Origin of the sequence: Amycolatopsis sp. 3B14 (genome assembly GCF_050958625.1) — a bacterium.
GTDB lineage: Bacteria > Actinomycetota > Actinomycetes > Mycobacteriales > Pseudonocardiaceae > Amycolatopsis_E > Amycolatopsis_E thermoflava.
Genome location: NZ_JBHZEN010000060.1, coordinates 69599 through 83196 on the forward strand (window position 1 = coordinate 69599; position 13598 = coordinate 83196).

General features: G+C 73.4%; 19 protein-coding genes. 6 read left to right on the plus strand and 13 right to left on the minus strand.

Going from position 1 to position 13598, the window contains the following annotated elements; all coding sequences use genetic code 11:
• The first annotated feature begins 118 nt into the window (after positions 1–118).
• The gene (locus tag ACCP09_RS30745; RefSeq protein ID WP_433752174.1) at positions 119–1042 is read left to right on the plus strand and encodes a DUF5829 family protein; all 924 of its coding nucleotides are present in this window, start codon (positions 119–121) and stop codon (positions 1040–1042) included.
• A gap of 39 nt (positions 1043–1081) precedes the next feature.
• Here the strand turns inward: ACCP09_RS30745 and ACCP09_RS30750 are convergent, their stop codons facing one another.
• The gene (locus tag ACCP09_RS30750) at positions 1082–1741 is read right to left on the minus strand and encodes a TetR/AcrR family transcriptional regulator (RefSeq protein WP_231960920.1); all 660 of its coding nucleotides are present in this window, start codon (positions 1739–1741) and stop codon (positions 1082–1084) included.
• A gap of 91 nt (positions 1742–1832) precedes the next feature.
• Between ACCP09_RS30750 and ACCP09_RS30755 the strand changes: the two genes are divergently transcribed.
• Positions 1833–3239 carry an MFS transporter gene (locus ACCP09_RS30755; protein ID WP_433752176.1) on the plus strand — a complete coding sequence of 469 codons (1407 nt, stop codon included), beginning with the start codon at positions 1833–1835 and terminating at the stop codon, positions 3237–3239.
• On the opposite strand, the gene ACCP09_RS30760 is transcribed toward ACCP09_RS30755, so the two are convergent.
• The gene (locus ACCP09_RS30760; protein ID WP_123686957.1) at positions 3187–3729 is read right to left on the minus strand and encodes a MarR family winged helix-turn-helix transcriptional regulator; all 543 of its coding nucleotides are present in this window, start codon (positions 3727–3729) and stop codon (positions 3187–3189) included. The genes ACCP09_RS30755 and ACCP09_RS30760 overlap by 53 nt on opposite strands.
• Positions 3730–3784: 55 nt before the next feature.
• On the opposite strand from ACCP09_RS30760, the gene ACCP09_RS30765 reads away from it, so the two are divergent.
• Both ACCP09_RS30765 and ACCP09_RS30770 read left to right on the plus strand, forming a co-directional pair.
• A complete protein-coding gene (locus ACCP09_RS30765; protein ID WP_433752179.1) occupies positions 3785–4504 on the plus strand; it encodes an SDR family NAD(P)-dependent oxidoreductase in 720 nt (239 codons plus the stop codon).
• Positions 4505–4543: 39 nt separating this feature from the next.
• Positions 4544–5854 carry a HEAT repeat domain-containing protein gene (locus ACCP09_RS30770; RefSeq protein ID WP_433752181.1) on the plus strand — a complete coding sequence of 437 codons (1311 nt, stop codon included), beginning with the start codon at positions 4544–4546 and terminating at the stop codon, positions 5852–5854.
• On the opposite strand, the gene ACCP09_RS30775 is transcribed toward ACCP09_RS30770, so the two are convergent.
• Complete coding sequence (locus tag ACCP09_RS30775; RefSeq protein WP_433752183.1) at positions 5793–7313, minus strand: MFS transporter; 1521 nt, start codon at positions 7311–7313, stop codon at positions 5793–5795. The genes ACCP09_RS30770 and ACCP09_RS30775 overlap by 62 nt on opposite strands.
• Positions 7314–7403: 90 nt before the next feature.
• Here ACCP09_RS30775 and ACCP09_RS30780 point away from each other — a divergent pair, with 90 nt between their 5' ends.
• Positions 7404–7934, plus strand: a complete 531-nt coding sequence (locus ACCP09_RS30780) for a TetR/AcrR family transcriptional regulator (protein WP_433752185.1) — start codon at positions 7404–7406, stop codon at positions 7932–7934.
• A 3-nt stretch (positions 7935–7937) separates the two neighbouring features.
• Here the strand turns inward: ACCP09_RS30780 and ACCP09_RS30785 are convergent, their stop codons facing one another.
• Entirely contained in the window at positions 7938–8762 is an 825-nt protein-coding gene (locus ACCP09_RS30785) for a class I SAM-dependent methyltransferase (protein WP_433752187.1), read from the minus strand.
• Positions 8763–8948: 186 nt separating this feature from the next.
• Here ACCP09_RS30785 and ACCP09_RS30790 point away from each other — a divergent pair, with 186 nt between their 5' ends.
• Positions 8949–9623, plus strand: coding sequence for a response regulator (locus ACCP09_RS30790; RefSeq protein WP_433752189.1), 675 nt, complete (start codon positions 8949–8951; stop codon positions 9621–9623).
• Between the two features lie 21 nt (positions 9624–9644).
• Here the strand turns inward: ACCP09_RS30790 and ACCP09_RS30795 are convergent, their stop codons facing one another.
• The 9 genes from ACCP09_RS30795 to ACCP09_RS30835 all read right to left on the minus strand — a co-directional run bounded on the left by ACCP09_RS30795 (position 9645) and on the right by ACCP09_RS30835 (position 13596).
• Complete coding sequence (locus ACCP09_RS30795) at positions 9645–10016, minus strand: sporulation protein (protein ID WP_027929982.1); 372 nt, start codon at positions 10014–10016, stop codon at positions 9645–9647.
• 171 nt (positions 10017–10187) lie between these two features.
• Positions 10188–11024 (minus strand): mechanosensitive ion channel family protein, encoded by an 837-nt coding sequence (locus ACCP09_RS30800; RefSeq protein WP_027929983.1) that lies wholly within the window; start codon positions 11022–11024, stop codon positions 10188–10190.
• Positions 11025–11107: 83 nt separating this feature from the next.
• Positions 11108–11389 (minus strand): GlsB/YeaQ/YmgE family stress response membrane protein, encoded by a 282-nt coding sequence (locus tag ACCP09_RS30805; RefSeq protein WP_026153151.1) that lies wholly within the window; start codon positions 11387–11389, stop codon positions 11108–11110.
• A gap of 65 nt (positions 11390–11454) precedes the next feature.
• A complete protein-coding gene (locus ACCP09_RS30810) occupies positions 11455–11745 on the minus strand; it encodes a gas vesicle protein K (protein WP_433752192.1) in 291 nt (96 codons plus the stop codon).
• Complete coding sequence (locus ACCP09_RS30815; protein ID WP_017982634.1) at positions 11738–11929, minus strand: gas vesicle protein; 192 nt, start codon at positions 11927–11929, stop codon at positions 11738–11740. The genes ACCP09_RS30810 and ACCP09_RS30815 overlap by 8 nt, the downstream gene beginning before the upstream one ends.
• Positions 11926–12690: a GvpL/GvpF family gas vesicle protein gene (locus tag ACCP09_RS30820; RefSeq protein ID WP_027929984.1), complete on the minus strand. Its 765-nt coding sequence runs from the start codon at positions 12688–12690 to the stop codon at positions 11926–11928. Before ACCP09_RS30820 ends, ACCP09_RS30815 begins: the two co-directional genes overlap by 4 nt.
• Positions 12683–13039 (minus strand): gas vesicle protein, encoded by a 357-nt coding sequence (locus ACCP09_RS30825; protein WP_027929985.1) that lies wholly within the window; start codon positions 13037–13039, stop codon positions 12683–12685. Before ACCP09_RS30825 ends, ACCP09_RS30820 begins: the two co-directional genes overlap by 8 nt.
• Before the next feature lies 1 nt (position 13040).
• Positions 13041–13343, minus strand: a complete 303-nt coding sequence (locus ACCP09_RS30830) for a gas vesicle protein (protein ID WP_037322426.1) — start codon at positions 13341–13343, stop codon at positions 13041–13043.
• Between the two features lie 7 nt (positions 13344–13350).
• Positions 13351–13596 (minus strand): gas vesicle protein GvpG, encoded by a 246-nt coding sequence (locus tag ACCP09_RS30835; RefSeq protein WP_027929987.1) that lies wholly within the window; start codon positions 13594–13596, stop codon positions 13351–13353.
• Positions 13597–13598 lie beyond the last annotated feature (2 nt).

Below are 13598 nucleotides of genomic sequence, written 5' to 3' on the forward strand. Positions count from 1 at the left end.
GGCACGGTCGCGGCACGTGGTGGCCGACAACGAAACGCGGCCCGAGGCAGAACTGTGCGGGCCGCGATCACCAGTGTAGACCACGGTGCCGGTTGACCGGTCGGGATTCAATCCCGCCATGATCCGACAACTGCGTTTCCGGCGGAAGATCGCCGCACTCACCCTCGCTGTCGCCGGGGCGGCCGTGGCCGCGCCCGCCGCCCAGGCCGACGAAGACGGCCGCGTGCCGCAGCTGCTGTTCTACAACCACGCCTACGACGTGCTGGACAGACAGACCGCGGACGCCGTCGAGCACTCCGCCTACCTGCGGGAGTTCGCGAACTTCGAGGTCCGCACCACCACCGGCGGCGGCATCACCTGGACCGGCCGCTACCTGAAGGGGCGCGAGACCTACCTCGAACTGTTCGGCGTCGGCGACCTGCCCGGCTCCGACGGCCTGTTCGGCGCGGCGGGGACCGCGCTGTCCAGCGAGCGCGCCGGCGACCTGGCCAAGGTGCGGCAGCGCCTCCAGGACCAGGGCATCACCCCGGTGGACTACCGGCAGACCCGGGACTTCGGCGACGGCGTCCCGGTGCCCTGGTTCGACACCGTGCGCGCCGCGCCCGCGTACCAGGCGTTCGACGGCTGGGCGATGGAGTACCTGCCGGAGTACTTCGCCGATCCGCGCAGCGGCACCGAGCCCGCCGCCACGCCCGACGACGTGAGCCGCGAGCGGTACCTGCCCGACGGCTACCAGGACCACCTGATGCGGGACATCGCCGCGATCCGCATCGGGGTCACCCCGGAGGACCTCGCGATCACGGTGCCGCTGCTGACCGCGGGCGGTTTCAAGGTGGTCACCCTGGCCGACGGCAGCGTGATCGCCAGCGGCGGCGGCACCACGATCCGCTACGACGCGGTGCCCCGCGAGCAGGCGGGCCTCAAGCAGGTCGTGTTCACGCTCAACCGGTCGGTGCCGCGGCACGTCGAGCAGATCGGCCAGTCGAACCTGGTGGTCGGCCCCGGCTCGACGGCGGTCTGGACGTTCACCGGCACCGCCTGATCCCGCGGCGCGGGGCCGGCCCTGGCCGGCCCCGCGCCGTCACCGCCGGTCGAGCAGGCCGTCGACGAGCGCGCGCAGGCCGTCGGCGTAGGTGTCGCGTGCCGCCAGCTCCGGCCAGCGGTCCCCGATCGCCGCCAGGTGCGGCGTCTCCGCCGGGTCGAAGCGGAAGGCGGCGTCGCGCGTGGGCCGTTCGTCCCGGCGCGCGGAGCGGGCGCGGACGAGGACCTCGCCCGCCGTGTAGTACCAGATGCCGCGGAAGACGCCGACGGCCTGCGCGTGCGTGCATCCGCTCTCGACGGCGCCGCCCACGATCGTCTCGACCATCCACAGCGCCGGTTCGTCGAGCAGGCCGACGAACCCGTCGACGGTGACGACCTCCGCGGCCCACGGCCACGCCGCGAGAGCCTCGTGCATCACCGTGGCCGCCACGACGATCCGCTCCCGCGGGTCGTCCGGCAGCCGGGGCCGATCGAGCTGCCCGGTGTAGGTGTTGAGCAGCTGCACCAGCAGGTCCGCCTTGTCCCGCACGTGGTGGTACAGGGTCGTCGGCCCGATCCCCAGTTCCGCGGCCAGCTTGCGGACGCTCAGCTTCTCCCAGCCGTCGCGGTCGATGAGCCGCCGCGCGGCCGCCAGGATCTCCGCGCGGGACGTCACCGGTGGCCGCCCGGTCCGGGCGCGCGCTGCATCGGGTCGGGGCACGGGTCCATCATGCTGCCCTCCTCCGCGGTCGACAGCCGGACCCCGCCGGTGCTACTTTCGGAACGCGTTCGAAAACTCCGGAGGACTGGGCATGACGAAGACGGAATCGACGGCGCCGGCTGTCCGGGCGGGGCTCACCCTCGCCGCGGTGGCCGTCGTGCAGTTCACGGTGTCGCTGGACCTGTCGGTGGTGAACGTCGGGCTGCCGCGGATCGCGGCGGCGCTCGGCTTCACCGCGGTGGGCCTGACCTGGGTGATCCACGCCTACGCGCTCACCTTCGGCGGGCTGCTCCTGCTCGGCGGCAAGCTGGCCGACCGGCACGGCCGGAGGCGGGTCCTGCTGACCGGGCTCGCCGTGTTCGGCATCGCTTCGCTGGCGGGCGGTTTCGCGCAGGACCCCGGTCAACTGGTCGCGGCACGCGCCGTGCAGGGCATCGGCGCCGCGGCGGCCGCCCCGGCCGCGCTGGCGCTGCTGACCTCGACCTTCCCCGCCGGACCGGAACGAGTGCGGGCCTTCGGCGTGTGGAGCGCGACGAACGCCGCCGGCGGCGCGCTAGGTGTGCTCATCGGCGGCGTCCTCACCGAGTACGCGGGCTGGCGGTGGGTGATGTTCGTCAGCGCGCCGATGGCGGCTGTCGCGCTGGTGCTGGCACGGCGCGGCGTCGCCGCCGACCAGCCGGCCCGCGACGGCAGGCCGGACGTGCTGGGCGCCGTCCTGGCCACCGCGGGCATGACCACGCTCGTGTTCGGCGTCGTGCGCACCGACCAGCACGGATGGGCCTCGCCGGTCACGCTCGTCACGCTGGCGCTCGCCGTCGCGCTGCTCGCCGCGTTCGTCCACATCGAACGGACGACAGCCCGCGATCCGCTGGTGCGTCCGGGGTTGCTCGCCAACCGTGCGGTGGCCGGGGCGAACCTCTACAACCTGCTCCTCGGCGCGGCGATGGCGTCGGCGTTCTACTTCGTCTCGCTCTACCTGCAGCAGGTGCTCGGGACCGGGCCCGCGGCGGCCGGGGTCCAGTTCCTGCCCTTCGCGCTCGGGGTGGTCGCCGGGTCGGTGCTGGCCGTCAAGCTCGGCCACCGGTTCGCGCCGCGGACGCTGATGGCGGGCGGCGGGGTGCTGACCGCGGCGGGATTCGCCTGGTTCGGCTTCCTGAGCGCCGACGGGTCGTTCCTGGCCGACGTCCTCGGCCCGTCGATCGTGACGAGTGTCGGCTTCGGACTGTGCCTCGGGCCGGTGGTGTCGGTGGCCACGGGCGGTGTCGCGCCGGGCGAGGCGGGCACGGCCTCCGGTCTGCTCAACAGTTCGCGGCAGATCGGGGCGTCGCTCGGGCTGGCCGCGCTCGGCACGGCCGCGCACAGCAGATCCGGCACCCCCGTCGACGGGTACGCGTTCGGCCTCGCGCTGGGCGCCGGGCTCCTGGTCGTCGCCGTGCTGATCGCGCTCACCCTGGTTCCGGCGCGAGTGTCCGCTCCAGCCGCGCGAGCAGGCCGGTGAGGGCTTGGCGCTCGTCCGGGGCGAGCCCGCCGATCAGGTCCGCCTCGTGTTCGAGCAGCCTGCGCACGGTGGTCTCGATGAGGCGGTGCCCGGCGTCGGTGAGCCGGACGGCGACCGCGCGGCGCGATGCCGACGAGGGGGCCCGTGCGACGAGCCCCGCCCGCTCGGCGCGGGCCACGCGCTGGGACACCGCCCCGGGGGTGACCAGCGTGCGCCGGGTGATCTCGCGGGTGGTCAGCTCGTACGGCGGGCCCGCGCGCCGGATCACGCTCAGCAGGTCCAGTGTGGACGGATCGACGCCGAGTTCGGCCAGGGTGCGCCGCCGGTCGTCGGCGAGGAGCTTCGCCACCCGCCACACCGGCGTGATGATCTCGATGGATTCGGTGCGCACGCCGGGCAGCTCGCGCCGCCACGACTCGGCGATGTCGTGCGCGGGCCACCGCAGGATCGACGCCATCGGGTAGCCGTCGGCGCCGGGGTCGTTCGACACGGCCTGCCTCCCTCCGCTACGTTTAGAGCTAAACATAGCAGAGAGGAGATGCTCAGTGGGTCGGATCGTGCTGGTCACCGGCGGTGGGAACGGAATCGGCAGGGCGGTCGCCGCCCGGTTCCGCGCGGCCGGGGACACCGTGGTCGTCACCGGCCGCAACGGCGAACGGCTCGCCAGGGCCGCGGCCGAGATCGGCGCGCGGGCCATCACCTGTGACGCCACCGATCCGGAGCAGGTGGCGCGGATGGCCGACGACCTCGGGCCGGAGCTGGACGTGCTGGTCAACATGGCGGGCGGCAACACCGACCTCACCGCGCCCGCCGGCGAGGGCCTCGGCGAGGTGCTGCGGGCGTGGCGGGCGAACCTGGACGCCAATCTGCTCAGCGCCGTGCTCACCACCACCGCCGTGCGGGACCGGATGCGACCGGGCGGGTCGATCATCAACATCGGCTCGATCGGCGCGGAGTACGCCGCGTCCTCCTACGGCGCGGCGAAGGCGGCGCTGGCGGCCTGGACGGCCGGGCTGTCGTCGGAGGTCGGGCCGAAGGGTGTGACGGCCAATCTGATCGCGCCCGGCTACATCGCGGAAACCGGTTTCTTCCACGGAAAACTCAGCGAGGACCGGCGCAGTGCCCTGATCGCGGCCACGCACAACGGCCGGGCGGGCCACCCGGACGACGTCGCGGCGACGACGTTCTTCCTCGCCTCCGAGGGCGCCCGGCACATCACGGGACAGACCCTGCACGTCAACGGCGGGGCCCACACCACGCGATAACCGGTTGGCGGACGGTCCCGCAGGCGCGACGATCGCCGGGTGCGGATCAACCAGGACGAGGTGGCGGAGCGACTCGCGGCGGTGCGTGCCGCGCGGAACGCCGACGCCGAGGTCGCGGCGATGGCGGGGGCGAGCCCGCGCCTGTGGCTCGCCGTCGACGACGGCGCGCGGCGCCACCCGCGGGGGCACCGCGGCGTCCTGGCCCGGGCGCTCGGCCGGGACGGCCGCCTCCGCGAAGCCGCGCTGACGCGGCTCGACGAGCGGATCGCCCTGCCGGTGCTGGCGATCCGCGCGGCGGACTGGGTGCCGCAGGTGCGCGAGCGCGCCCGGCGGGAGTGCCTCCGCCACCTCTTCCGGGACCCGATGACCGCGGTGGACCTGTTCCCGTTCGCGTGCCTGCTGCGGCCACGCGCGCAGGGCGAGTGGCTGGCCGTGACACTCGAAGGCATGCTGCGGACGCCCGAAGTCCGCTCGGCCACCCTCGCCTCCCCCGACGTGCTCACCCGCCGGACCGTCTACACCTCGGGGCGCGCCGACGTCGGCGAGCTGACGGCCGGGCTCCAGGACGCGGACCTGAAGATCCGGCTGGCCTGCGCGGCCCGCCTGGCCGGCAGCACCGACCCCGAGGTGCTGCACCTGCTCCGCAGCAGCGGCACGGCCGCCCTGCGCGCCCGGGCGGTCCGCGACCCCGCTGACGCGCTGCCGGCGCTGGCCGACCCCGCTTCGCTGGTCCGCGCGTACGCCCAGTTCGTCCTGCGCCGGGCGGGCGAGGACCCGGCCCCGCACTACCGCAAGCTGGTGACCGCGGCGGCGAGCCCGGGCGCGGTCGCGGGCCTCGGCGAGACCGGAACCGAGGCCGACGGGGCGCTGCTCCTGCCGCTGCTCGCCGATCCCCGGCCCAAGGTGCGCGCCGAAACCGTCCGCGCCTTGCGGCACCTGCGGGTGGTCCCGGTCGACCGCCTGGCGCCGTTGCTGGCCGACCCGTCCCCGCGCGTCGCGCGGCAGGTGGTGCTCGCGCTGCGCGGGTGCGCCACCGAGATCGACGAGGCGGCGCTACGCCGCATGCTCGATCCCGGCCAGCCCGGGCACCGCAGGCGCAACGCGTTCCAGTTGCTGTCCGCCCGCGACACCTGGACCCGCCTCGCCCTGGACCTGCGCCTGCTGCTGGGCCCGGACGAGCCGCTCCGGGAAACCGCTCGCAACGACCTGAGCAACTGGTTCGCCCACGGGTCCGCGACCACCTACACCGCCCCGCGCGGCGAGCGGGCCGCCGAACTGCGCGACCTCGTCAGCCGCGCGGAGCCGCTGCTCGGCGAGGCTCGTGCGCGGGTGCTGCGCCTGTTCCTCTAGACCGCAGCAGGACCAGCGCCTGCACCCCGGTGTAGGCGAGCAGCGCGGCCCCGGCCACGGCACTCACCTGCAGGCCGTGCACGAACGCCGCCCTGGCCGCGGCCAGCAGGGCCTCGGCCAGGGCGGGCGGCAGCCCGGCGGCCGCGGCGACCGCGCCGCCGAGGGTTTCGCGTGCCGTCTCCCCCGCGTCGCCCGGCACGCCGGCCCGGTAGAACGCCGCCGCGATGCTGCCCAGCACCGCCGTGCCGAGCGCGCCGCCCAGCTCGAACCCCGTCTCCGAGATCGCCGACGCCGCACCGGCACGCGCGGGCGGCGCCGCGGTGATGATGAGGTCGTTGGTGAGCGTCTCGGACAGCGCCACCCCAAAGCCGACCAGAGCCATCCCGGCCACCAGAATCGCCAGTCCACTGTGGACGCCGAGCGTCACCAGCGCCGCGAAACCCGCCGCCGCGGCCAGCAGCCCGCCGCCGATCAGCCGCGGGACCGGAACACGCCGGGCGAGCCGGGCGGCGGCGAACGAGCCCGCGATCCCGGCGACCGTCGTCGGCAGCAGCCACAGCGCCGCCGTCATCGGCCGCAGCCCCAGCACCAGCTGGAGATACTGCGGCACCAGGAACAGCAGGCCGACGAGCGCGAACACGCCGAGCATGTTGGTCAGCACCGACGCGCTGAACCGGCGGTCCCGGAACAGCGCCAGGTCCAGCATCGGATCCGGCAGGGCGCGCTGACGCCGCACGAACACCACCGCGAACGCCGCGCCGGTCAGCACGCTCCCGGCCGCGAGCGGATCGGCGCCGTGCTCGGCGAACCGCTTGATGCCGTACACCACGGGCAGCACCGCGGCCAGCGACAGCACGGCGGACAGCGGGTCGAAGCGGCCGGGCCGCGGGTCGCGCGCCTCCGGCAGCAGGAACGGCCCCGCGACGAGCAGCACCACCATCACCGGCACGTTGATCAGGAACACCGAGCCCCACCAGAAGTGCTCCAGCAGCCAGCCGCCCAGCACCGGGCCGAGCGCCATCCCGCCGGAGAACCCGGCGCCCCACACCGCGATCGCGGTCCGCCGCCGCGCCGGGTCCGTGAAGATCGACCGGATCAGCGCCAGCGTCGACGGCATCAGGGTCGCCCCGCCGACACCGAGCAGCGCCCGCGCCGCGATGAGCATGCCCGGGCTGGTCGCGAACGCCGCGGCCACGGACGCGACGCCGAACGCGACGGCGCCGGACAGCAGCAGTTTGCGCCGCCCGATCCGGTCCCCCAGCGTGCCCATCAGCACCAGCAGCCCGCCGAGCACGAACGAGTAGATGTCGACGATCCACAGCTGCTCGGCGCCGGTCGGGCCGAGGTCCTCGCTCAGGTACGGCAGCGCGAACCCGAGCACCGTCATGTCGACGCTGATCAGCAGCACCGGCAGGACCAGCACACCCAGCGCGGCCCAGTCCCGGCGTCCCCCGGCCATCACGATCACGATCCTTTTCTGAACAGTCCGGACGGTACAGTTTGCCCCTCGGATCGAAACTAAACCGTCCGGACGGTATAGTCAAGCGTCATGGGACGCCCCTCCGCGCGGGAACAGATCCTCGACGCTTACCAGGACATCCTCATCGAGAGCGGTTCGGCCGCGGTCACGCTCGACGCCGTCGCCGCGCGCGCGAAGGTGTCGAAGGGCGGGCTGCTGTACCACTTCGGGTCGAAGGACGCCCTGCTCGACGGCCTCCTCGACCGGCTGCTGCGGCTGACGGCGGCGGACGTCGAGTACGCGCGCACCGCGCCCGAGGGCGTGGTGCGCTACTACCTGCTCTCCTCGGTGACCGACGCGGACATGACCAAGCCCGCCCACCGCGCGTCGATCGCCGCGCTGCGGCTGCTGGGCAGCGAGCCGAAGGTCACCGACGCGATGAACGAGGTCGGCCGGCTGTGGTCGGAGCTGCTGGCCGGGCACGTCGGCGATCCGCTCACCGCCGAGATCGTGGGACTGCTGGGCGACGGGCTGTACCTGCGCGCCACGCTCGGCGGGCAGGCGCCGCAGCCGTTGCTCGACCGGCTGCCGGAAGCGCTGCGCCGGCTGGGCCTGTCCTGACGCTCAGACGGTTGGCACCCGCGCCCAGGCGCTGACCAGCGGCGGCAGGATCGCGATTGCGCCGGCTTCCGTCGCCTCGGCGACCAGCCGGGCGGGCAGGCGGTCGAGGTCGGCGAGGTCGCCGACGTCCAGTCCGAGTTGGACGGCCACCGGCAACAGGGCGCGCCACACGCCCATCACGAAGCCCAGGATGTCCGGATCGGACAGTGGGCCGAGGCACGCGCCCATCGTCAAGGCGGGCATGGGCAGGCCGGCCGCGTGGAAGAGCCCCGGCAGCGCGGTGCCCGTCTCGGTGGTCGCGCCCGCACCCCGGAACGCCTGCACGATGATGTCCCGCACCCGGTCGAACAGCGAGATCTCCGGGGCGCTGCGGGCGCCGCTGACGTCGAAGTCCTGGAAGGACACCAGGCCGCCCGGCCGGACCAGCCCGGCCAGCCGGCGCAGCGCGGCGACCGGGTCCGGCAGGTGCATGAGGATCAGGCGGCCGATGACCGCGTCGAACGGCCGGGGCGCGTCCAGCTCCTCGATCGCGGCGTGGCGGAATGTGACGTTCGACAGCCCGGCCCCGGCGGCCCGCTGCGCGGCGAGGTCGAGGATCGAGGCCTGCGCGTCGACACCGGTCACCGACCCCGCGGGCCCGACGAGGTGCGCCGCGGCGATCGACACGTCGCCCGGGCCGCAGCCGACGTCAAGGACGCGCATGCCGGGTTCGAGCCCGGCCTGGCGCAAGGCGTGCTCGGTGTGGCCGCGGTAGAGGCGCCCCTGCAGGAGGAGCCGCTCGACCTCGGGATCGTGGTGCCCAAGCACATAGCCGGTTCCGGTGCTCATCCGCCCAGTCTCCCCGCGCTGCGGGCGGACCGGGGAAAACGGCCCGTTAACAACCGCCGGGAACGCACCGGGGCAGGTGGTGAGACGCGAAAGTGACCTTGGTCCCCGCCGGAGGTGACTTCCGCCGGGTCACGCGAGCTCCGGTTGGCTCTAGGTTGGGGAGGTCACCTGCGAAAGGGTCCTGCCGTGATCACCGTGTTCCTGGTCGACGACCACGAGGTCGTCCGCCGCGGCGTCGCCGAGCTGCTCGGCACCGACTCCGAACTCGAGGTCGTCGGCGAAGCCGCCACCGCCGCGCAGGCCATGGCCCGGATCCCCGCGCTCAAACCCGACGTCGTGGTGCTCGACGTGCGCCTGCCCGACGGCAACGGCATCGAACTCTGCCGTGAGCTGCGGTCACGGATCCCCGGGCTCAACGTCCTCATCCTGACCTCCTACACCGACGAGGAGGCCATGCTCAACGCCATCCTCGCCGGCGCGGGCGGCTACGCCATCAAGGACATCGCCGCGCTGCACCTGGTGTCGGCCGTGCGCGAGGTCGGCTCCGGCCGGTCCCTGCTCGACACGCGTGCCGCGTCGACCCTGATGGCCAAACTGCGGGCGAACGCCGCCGACCACGGGCCGCTGGCCGGCCTCACCGACCGCGAGCGCACCCTGCTCGACCTCATCGGCGAAGGACTGACCAACGCCCAGATCGCCCAGCGCATGTTCCTCGCCGAGAAGACCATCAAGAACTACGTCTCCCGGCTGCTGGCCAAACTCGGACTGGAACGCCGCACCCAGGCGGCCGTGCTCGCCGCCAAACTCCAGACCGGCGAGCACGCCGACGCGCCCCGGCCCGGGGCGTCCGTGGTGCGCTGACGGCACCGCGCCGGCCAGCGGTCAGGGCGCGGGCACCGCCGCGGCCCGCGCGATGGCCCGGCGGGCGTGGACCTTCGCGATGCGCGAGCTGAACAGCAACACGGCCACGACGACCGCGCCCACGACGCCGACCAGCCGGTTGACGTCGATGGCAGGCTCCCAGCGCAGCGTGCCGTCCTTGATGACGTAGGCCCCGGTCGGCTTGGCGGTCAGTCCGAACCCGCCGCCCTCGCCGTGCTGCCCCTCCTTGTCGACGCCGTCGCCGCCGCCCGCGCCGCTGGCGACGCTCGCCGCCGCGATCACCGTGATGCCGTCCTTCTCGTAGGGCTCGGTGTACACGAGCTTCGCACCGGCCGAGCTCTTCGCCTTCTCGATCAGCTCGTCGATCTTCATCGCGACCCTCCTGGAGACCTGTGGGATGAAGGCATCGTGGTGCGCCCGCGGCCCCGCGCGGAAGTGCCGATGGTCCCCGGGATTCACGACGAACGTCCGGCGCGGGCGAAATCCGCGCACGGCAAGCGAACGGGGCGCCACGAGTAGTGGCGCCCCGTTCGCTGCACGAGGTCAGGCCTGCGGCCGGTCCTGCGGCATCGTCCCGCTGCCCGGCGACGACGACGGCGGCATCGCCGCGGTCCGTTCCTGCGGCATCGTGGCGGTTTCGGCCGCGTGCCGCGGCGCCCCGGCGCCGGCTTCCCGTTCCGCGTCCTCGCGGCCGCGGCGGTAGGCCTCGGCCCTGGTGCGGGCCGACGGGATCTCCTCCTCGGCCCGGTTGAGCCAGCGGTCCCAGCGCTGCTGCATCGGCCGCATCAGGCCACCGCCCGCGCCGACGACCAGCACACCGCCGACGGTCGCGAGCAGTGCGATCAGCACCGGCCCGGTGACCGTGGTGGCCACGCCGATCTGGTTCAGCGCCGCGATGACACCGAAGGCGATCACCACGACCTGCACCATCTTCGCGACCAGCGGGCCGTAGCTGAGCCCGCCCATCGCGCCGCGGATCAGGTCGTGCAGCGCGCTGCCGACGGCCGCGGCGACGATCACGATGACGATGGCCACGATGGCGCGCGGCAGCCAGGCGACGATGGCCGCCAGGATGGCGCTGACCGGGTTCGGCCCGAACACGCCGAACGCCAGCTGCAGGGCGATCAGCAGGACCGCGTAGTAGACGAGCGCGGCCAGCAGCCCGCTCGCGTCGTACCGGGACTGTTCCAGCGCTCGCTTGATCCCGCCGCGCTCCACGGCCCGGTCGAAACCGACCCGTTCCAGCACGACTTTGACGACCTTGCGCAACGCCTTCGCGACGAGCCAGCCGACGACCAGCACAACCAGGAATACGGCGAACTTCGGCAGGAACGTGATCACGGCTCCGACCGCGTCGTTCCAGAATTCGGTGAGGTTCATCTTTCACATCCGTGAACTGAGGGGACCGGGCGCCCGGCCCGGGCCGGAAACCGTGTCCGGACCGGGCCGGGCCGGGAAGGGGGTCAGTGCATGAGCTTGCGCCGGCGGCCGCCCCGCAGGGCGGTGGCCAGCGAGACCCCGAGGACGGCGAGCACCAGCTGGGTCAGCACTTCGAGCCAGTCGATACCGTCGGTGTCGGCGTACCCGACACCCCGGGCGATCGCGGTGCCTGCGAAGGCCGCGACGATACCGACGACGATGGTCAGCCAGATCGGGATGTTCTGCTTCCCCGGCGCCAGCAGGCGGCCGAGAACACCGATGACCAACCCCACGAGCAAGGCACTGATGATTCCGGATATAGCCATCGCAACTCCATTGTTCGGCGATGCTTCCGGATTCCCGGACAATTCCCGGCGAAACCTTTTTCACATCACCGCCGATCCGACAGCAACGGGCCGAGCGGGCCGAGATCGATGTTCAATTCCTCCGGGGACACCCCGAAATGCTCGCACAGTTCCGTCATGCGCTCGTCCAGGCGCATGAGCGTCAGCCCGATCGCCTCGATCTGCTCGTCGGTGAGGTCGCCGCGGTCGACCCGGCGCAGCGCCTGTTTCTCCATCAGTTGCCGCAGCAGTTCCACCACGGTCAGCACGAGGCCGGCCAGACCGCGCTCGACGCTGTCCGGATCGGTGTCGATGCGGCGCTTCGCGGGGTCAGTCATCGGCGGGCTGCAGGGCGCTCACGGAGGACAGCAGGGTCCGCAGCGAGATGTGCACGAGGTCGACGTCGGCGATGGACAGGGTGATCTCGCCGGTCACGACGACCCCGCCGGCGAGGACCCGGTCGAGCAGGTCGACCAGCGCCACCGGCTGGTCGGCGACGGGCGCGGGAACCGGTTCGGTCATGTTTCCTCCAAGGACGAGAACGAGTACGGCGGCCACGGCCCGGTGAGCTGCACCCGGATCGCCGGGCTGTCGTCGTCGCAGGCCGCCACCGCCTCGGCGAAGGTGCGCGCGTCGTCGTCGCCGACGAGGTAGGCGGCGTTGAGCACCATCTGCTGGTCGTCACCGGACAACGCCTTGCTCTGCAACGGGTGCAGGCGCGCGCCGGCGGCCAGCGCCGCGAGTCTGGAATGGACCTTCGCGGCCTGCTCGCGCGCGAGCCGTTCGGATTCCGCGCGCGCGTCCCGTTCGGCCCGGCGCCGGGCGAGGTACGCCGTCCCGGCCCCCCGGCGGGACGGCGTCTCCTCGCGCCCGGGCGGCGGCTCTCCGGCGAAGACCTTGACGCCCCACTCGGTCCGCCCGGCGACGCGGTCCAGGGTGCGCGTCAGCTCGTGCCCGCGGTGTTCGAGGACGCGGCGCACGCCGTGCTCGTCGCGGTACACCGTGGCCAGCCGCACCGGCACGACCGGACCGGCGCCGGCGAGGGCGCCGACCACGGCGTCGTGCGCGCGGGCCACGGCGCCGAGCCAGTCCAGGTCCTCCAGGTTGCGGTGCAGGGCCTCCTCGCCGAACGTCTCCAGTGGAACGTCGCCGACGACCGCCGCCAGCCCGCCTGCCTCCACCGTGCGCAGCGCTTCCCCGGCGACGCCGGGCAGTTCCCCTGCCGCGCCGGCGCCCTCCCGCCGGGTCACGGCGTAGAGCCAGATCCCGCTGTCCTCAGTCACGGTGCCGGTCCTCGATCACGGCGCGCTCGTCCGCGCCCTCCAGCTCCTCGACGCGGGCCCGCAGCTCGCGGTTCTCCCGCTGCAGCCGCGTGGTGTCGCCGGAGAGCCACGGATCGCTTTCCCACCAGTTGATCCCGACCTCCCGCGCGGTCTCCAGCGAGGCGATCACCAGCCGCAGCTTGATGGTCAGCAGTTCGATGTCGAGCAGGTTGACCCGGATGTCCCCGGCGATCACCAGGCCCTTGTCGAGCACTCTCTCGAGGATGTCCCCCAGGTTGGCGGGCTGGTGGTTGCCGAGCGCGGGGGACCCGCCTCCGCCCGGCGTGGTGGCCGGCTGCCCAGCGGCCATGTCAGGACACCCCGCTTCCGCTGTCGGCCCGGCCGCGGACGTACCGCTTGGTGCGCCGGTAGGCGAGCAGCTCGCCGTCCGCGCCGAGTTCCAGCTCGTACAGGGCCAGCATGTCGGCCGAGGACGGGATGCGCCGGTCCTCCAGCACTTCGAGCTCGACGAGCCAGCCGTCGTCGGTGGGTTCGACCGAGGTGACCGACACCGGGTTCCGGCTGATCAGCTCACCGGCGTGGGCGAGTGCCCGCGACGCCGCTTCCGGCGCGGACAGCGCGCCGTCCCCTTCGGCCTCATCGCGTGGAGCCACTGGCGGGTCACCTCTCCTTCTCGTCGGTCTCCGTCACGTTCAGCCGCCGCAGGACCTGCTGCTGGACCTCGGCCTCCTCCTCGGGCGAGATCTCCCCGGCCGCGCGTTTCTCCTCCGCCGCTTCGAGTTCGCGGCGGATCGACGCCGGCGCGGCGAGTTCCTCGTTGACCCGGCGCTGGATCAGCTCACCGAGCTGGATCACGCCGCGGACCGGCAGCAGCGGGAGGCCGAGGATCCCGGACAGCAGGCCCATCG

What these genes read in the sequence shown, in the direction of transcription:
- ACCP09_RS30780 (WP_433752185.1), top strand. Translation starts at nt 7,404, where the DNA reads ATGGGACGCCCCTCCGCGCGGGAACAGATCCTCGACGCTTACCAGGAC.
- ACCP09_RS30775 (WP_433752183.1), bottom strand. Translation starts at nt 7,313, where the DNA reads ATGGCCGGGGGACGCCGGGACTGGGCCGCGCTGGGTGTGCTGGTCCTG.
- ACCP09_RS30745 (WP_433752174.1), top strand. Translation starts at nt 119, where the DNA reads ATGATCCGACAACTGCGTTTCCGGCGGAAGATCGCCGCACTCACCCTC.
- ACCP09_RS30825 (WP_027929985.1), bottom strand. Translation starts at nt 13,039, where the DNA reads ATGGCCGCTGGGCAGCCGGCCACCACGCCGGGCGGAGGCGGGTCCCCC.
- ACCP09_RS30785 (WP_433752187.1), bottom strand. Translation starts at nt 8,762, where the DNA reads ATGAGCACCGGAACCGGCTATGTGCTTGGGCACCACGATCCCGAGGTC.
- ACCP09_RS30805 (WP_026153151.1), bottom strand. Translation starts at nt 11,389, where the DNA reads ATGGCTATATCCGGAATCATCAGTGCCTTGCTCGTGGGGTTGGTCATC.
- ACCP09_RS30755 (WP_433752176.1), top strand. Translation starts at nt 1,833, where the DNA reads ATGACGAAGACGGAATCGACGGCGCCGGCTGTCCGGGCGGGGCTCACC.
- ACCP09_RS30835 (WP_027929987.1), bottom strand. Translation starts at nt 13,596, where the DNA reads ATGGGCCTGCTGTCCGGGATCCTCGGCCTCCCGCTGCTGCCGGTCCGC.
- ACCP09_RS30810 (WP_433752192.1), bottom strand. Translation starts at nt 11,745, where the DNA reads ATGACTGACCCCGCGAAGCGCCGCATCGACACCGATCCGGACAGCGTC.
- ACCP09_RS30795 (WP_027929982.1), bottom strand. Translation starts at nt 10,016, where the DNA reads ATGAAGATCGACGAGCTGATCGAGAAGGCGAAGAGCTCGGCCGGTGCG.
- ACCP09_RS30800 (WP_027929983.1), bottom strand. Translation starts at nt 11,024, where the DNA reads ATGAACCTCACCGAATTCTGGAACGACGCGGTCGGAGCCGTGATCACG.
- ACCP09_RS30815 (WP_017982634.1), bottom strand. Translation starts at nt 11,929, where the DNA reads ATGACCGAACCGGTTCCCGCGCCCGTCGCCGACCAGCCGGTGGCGCTG.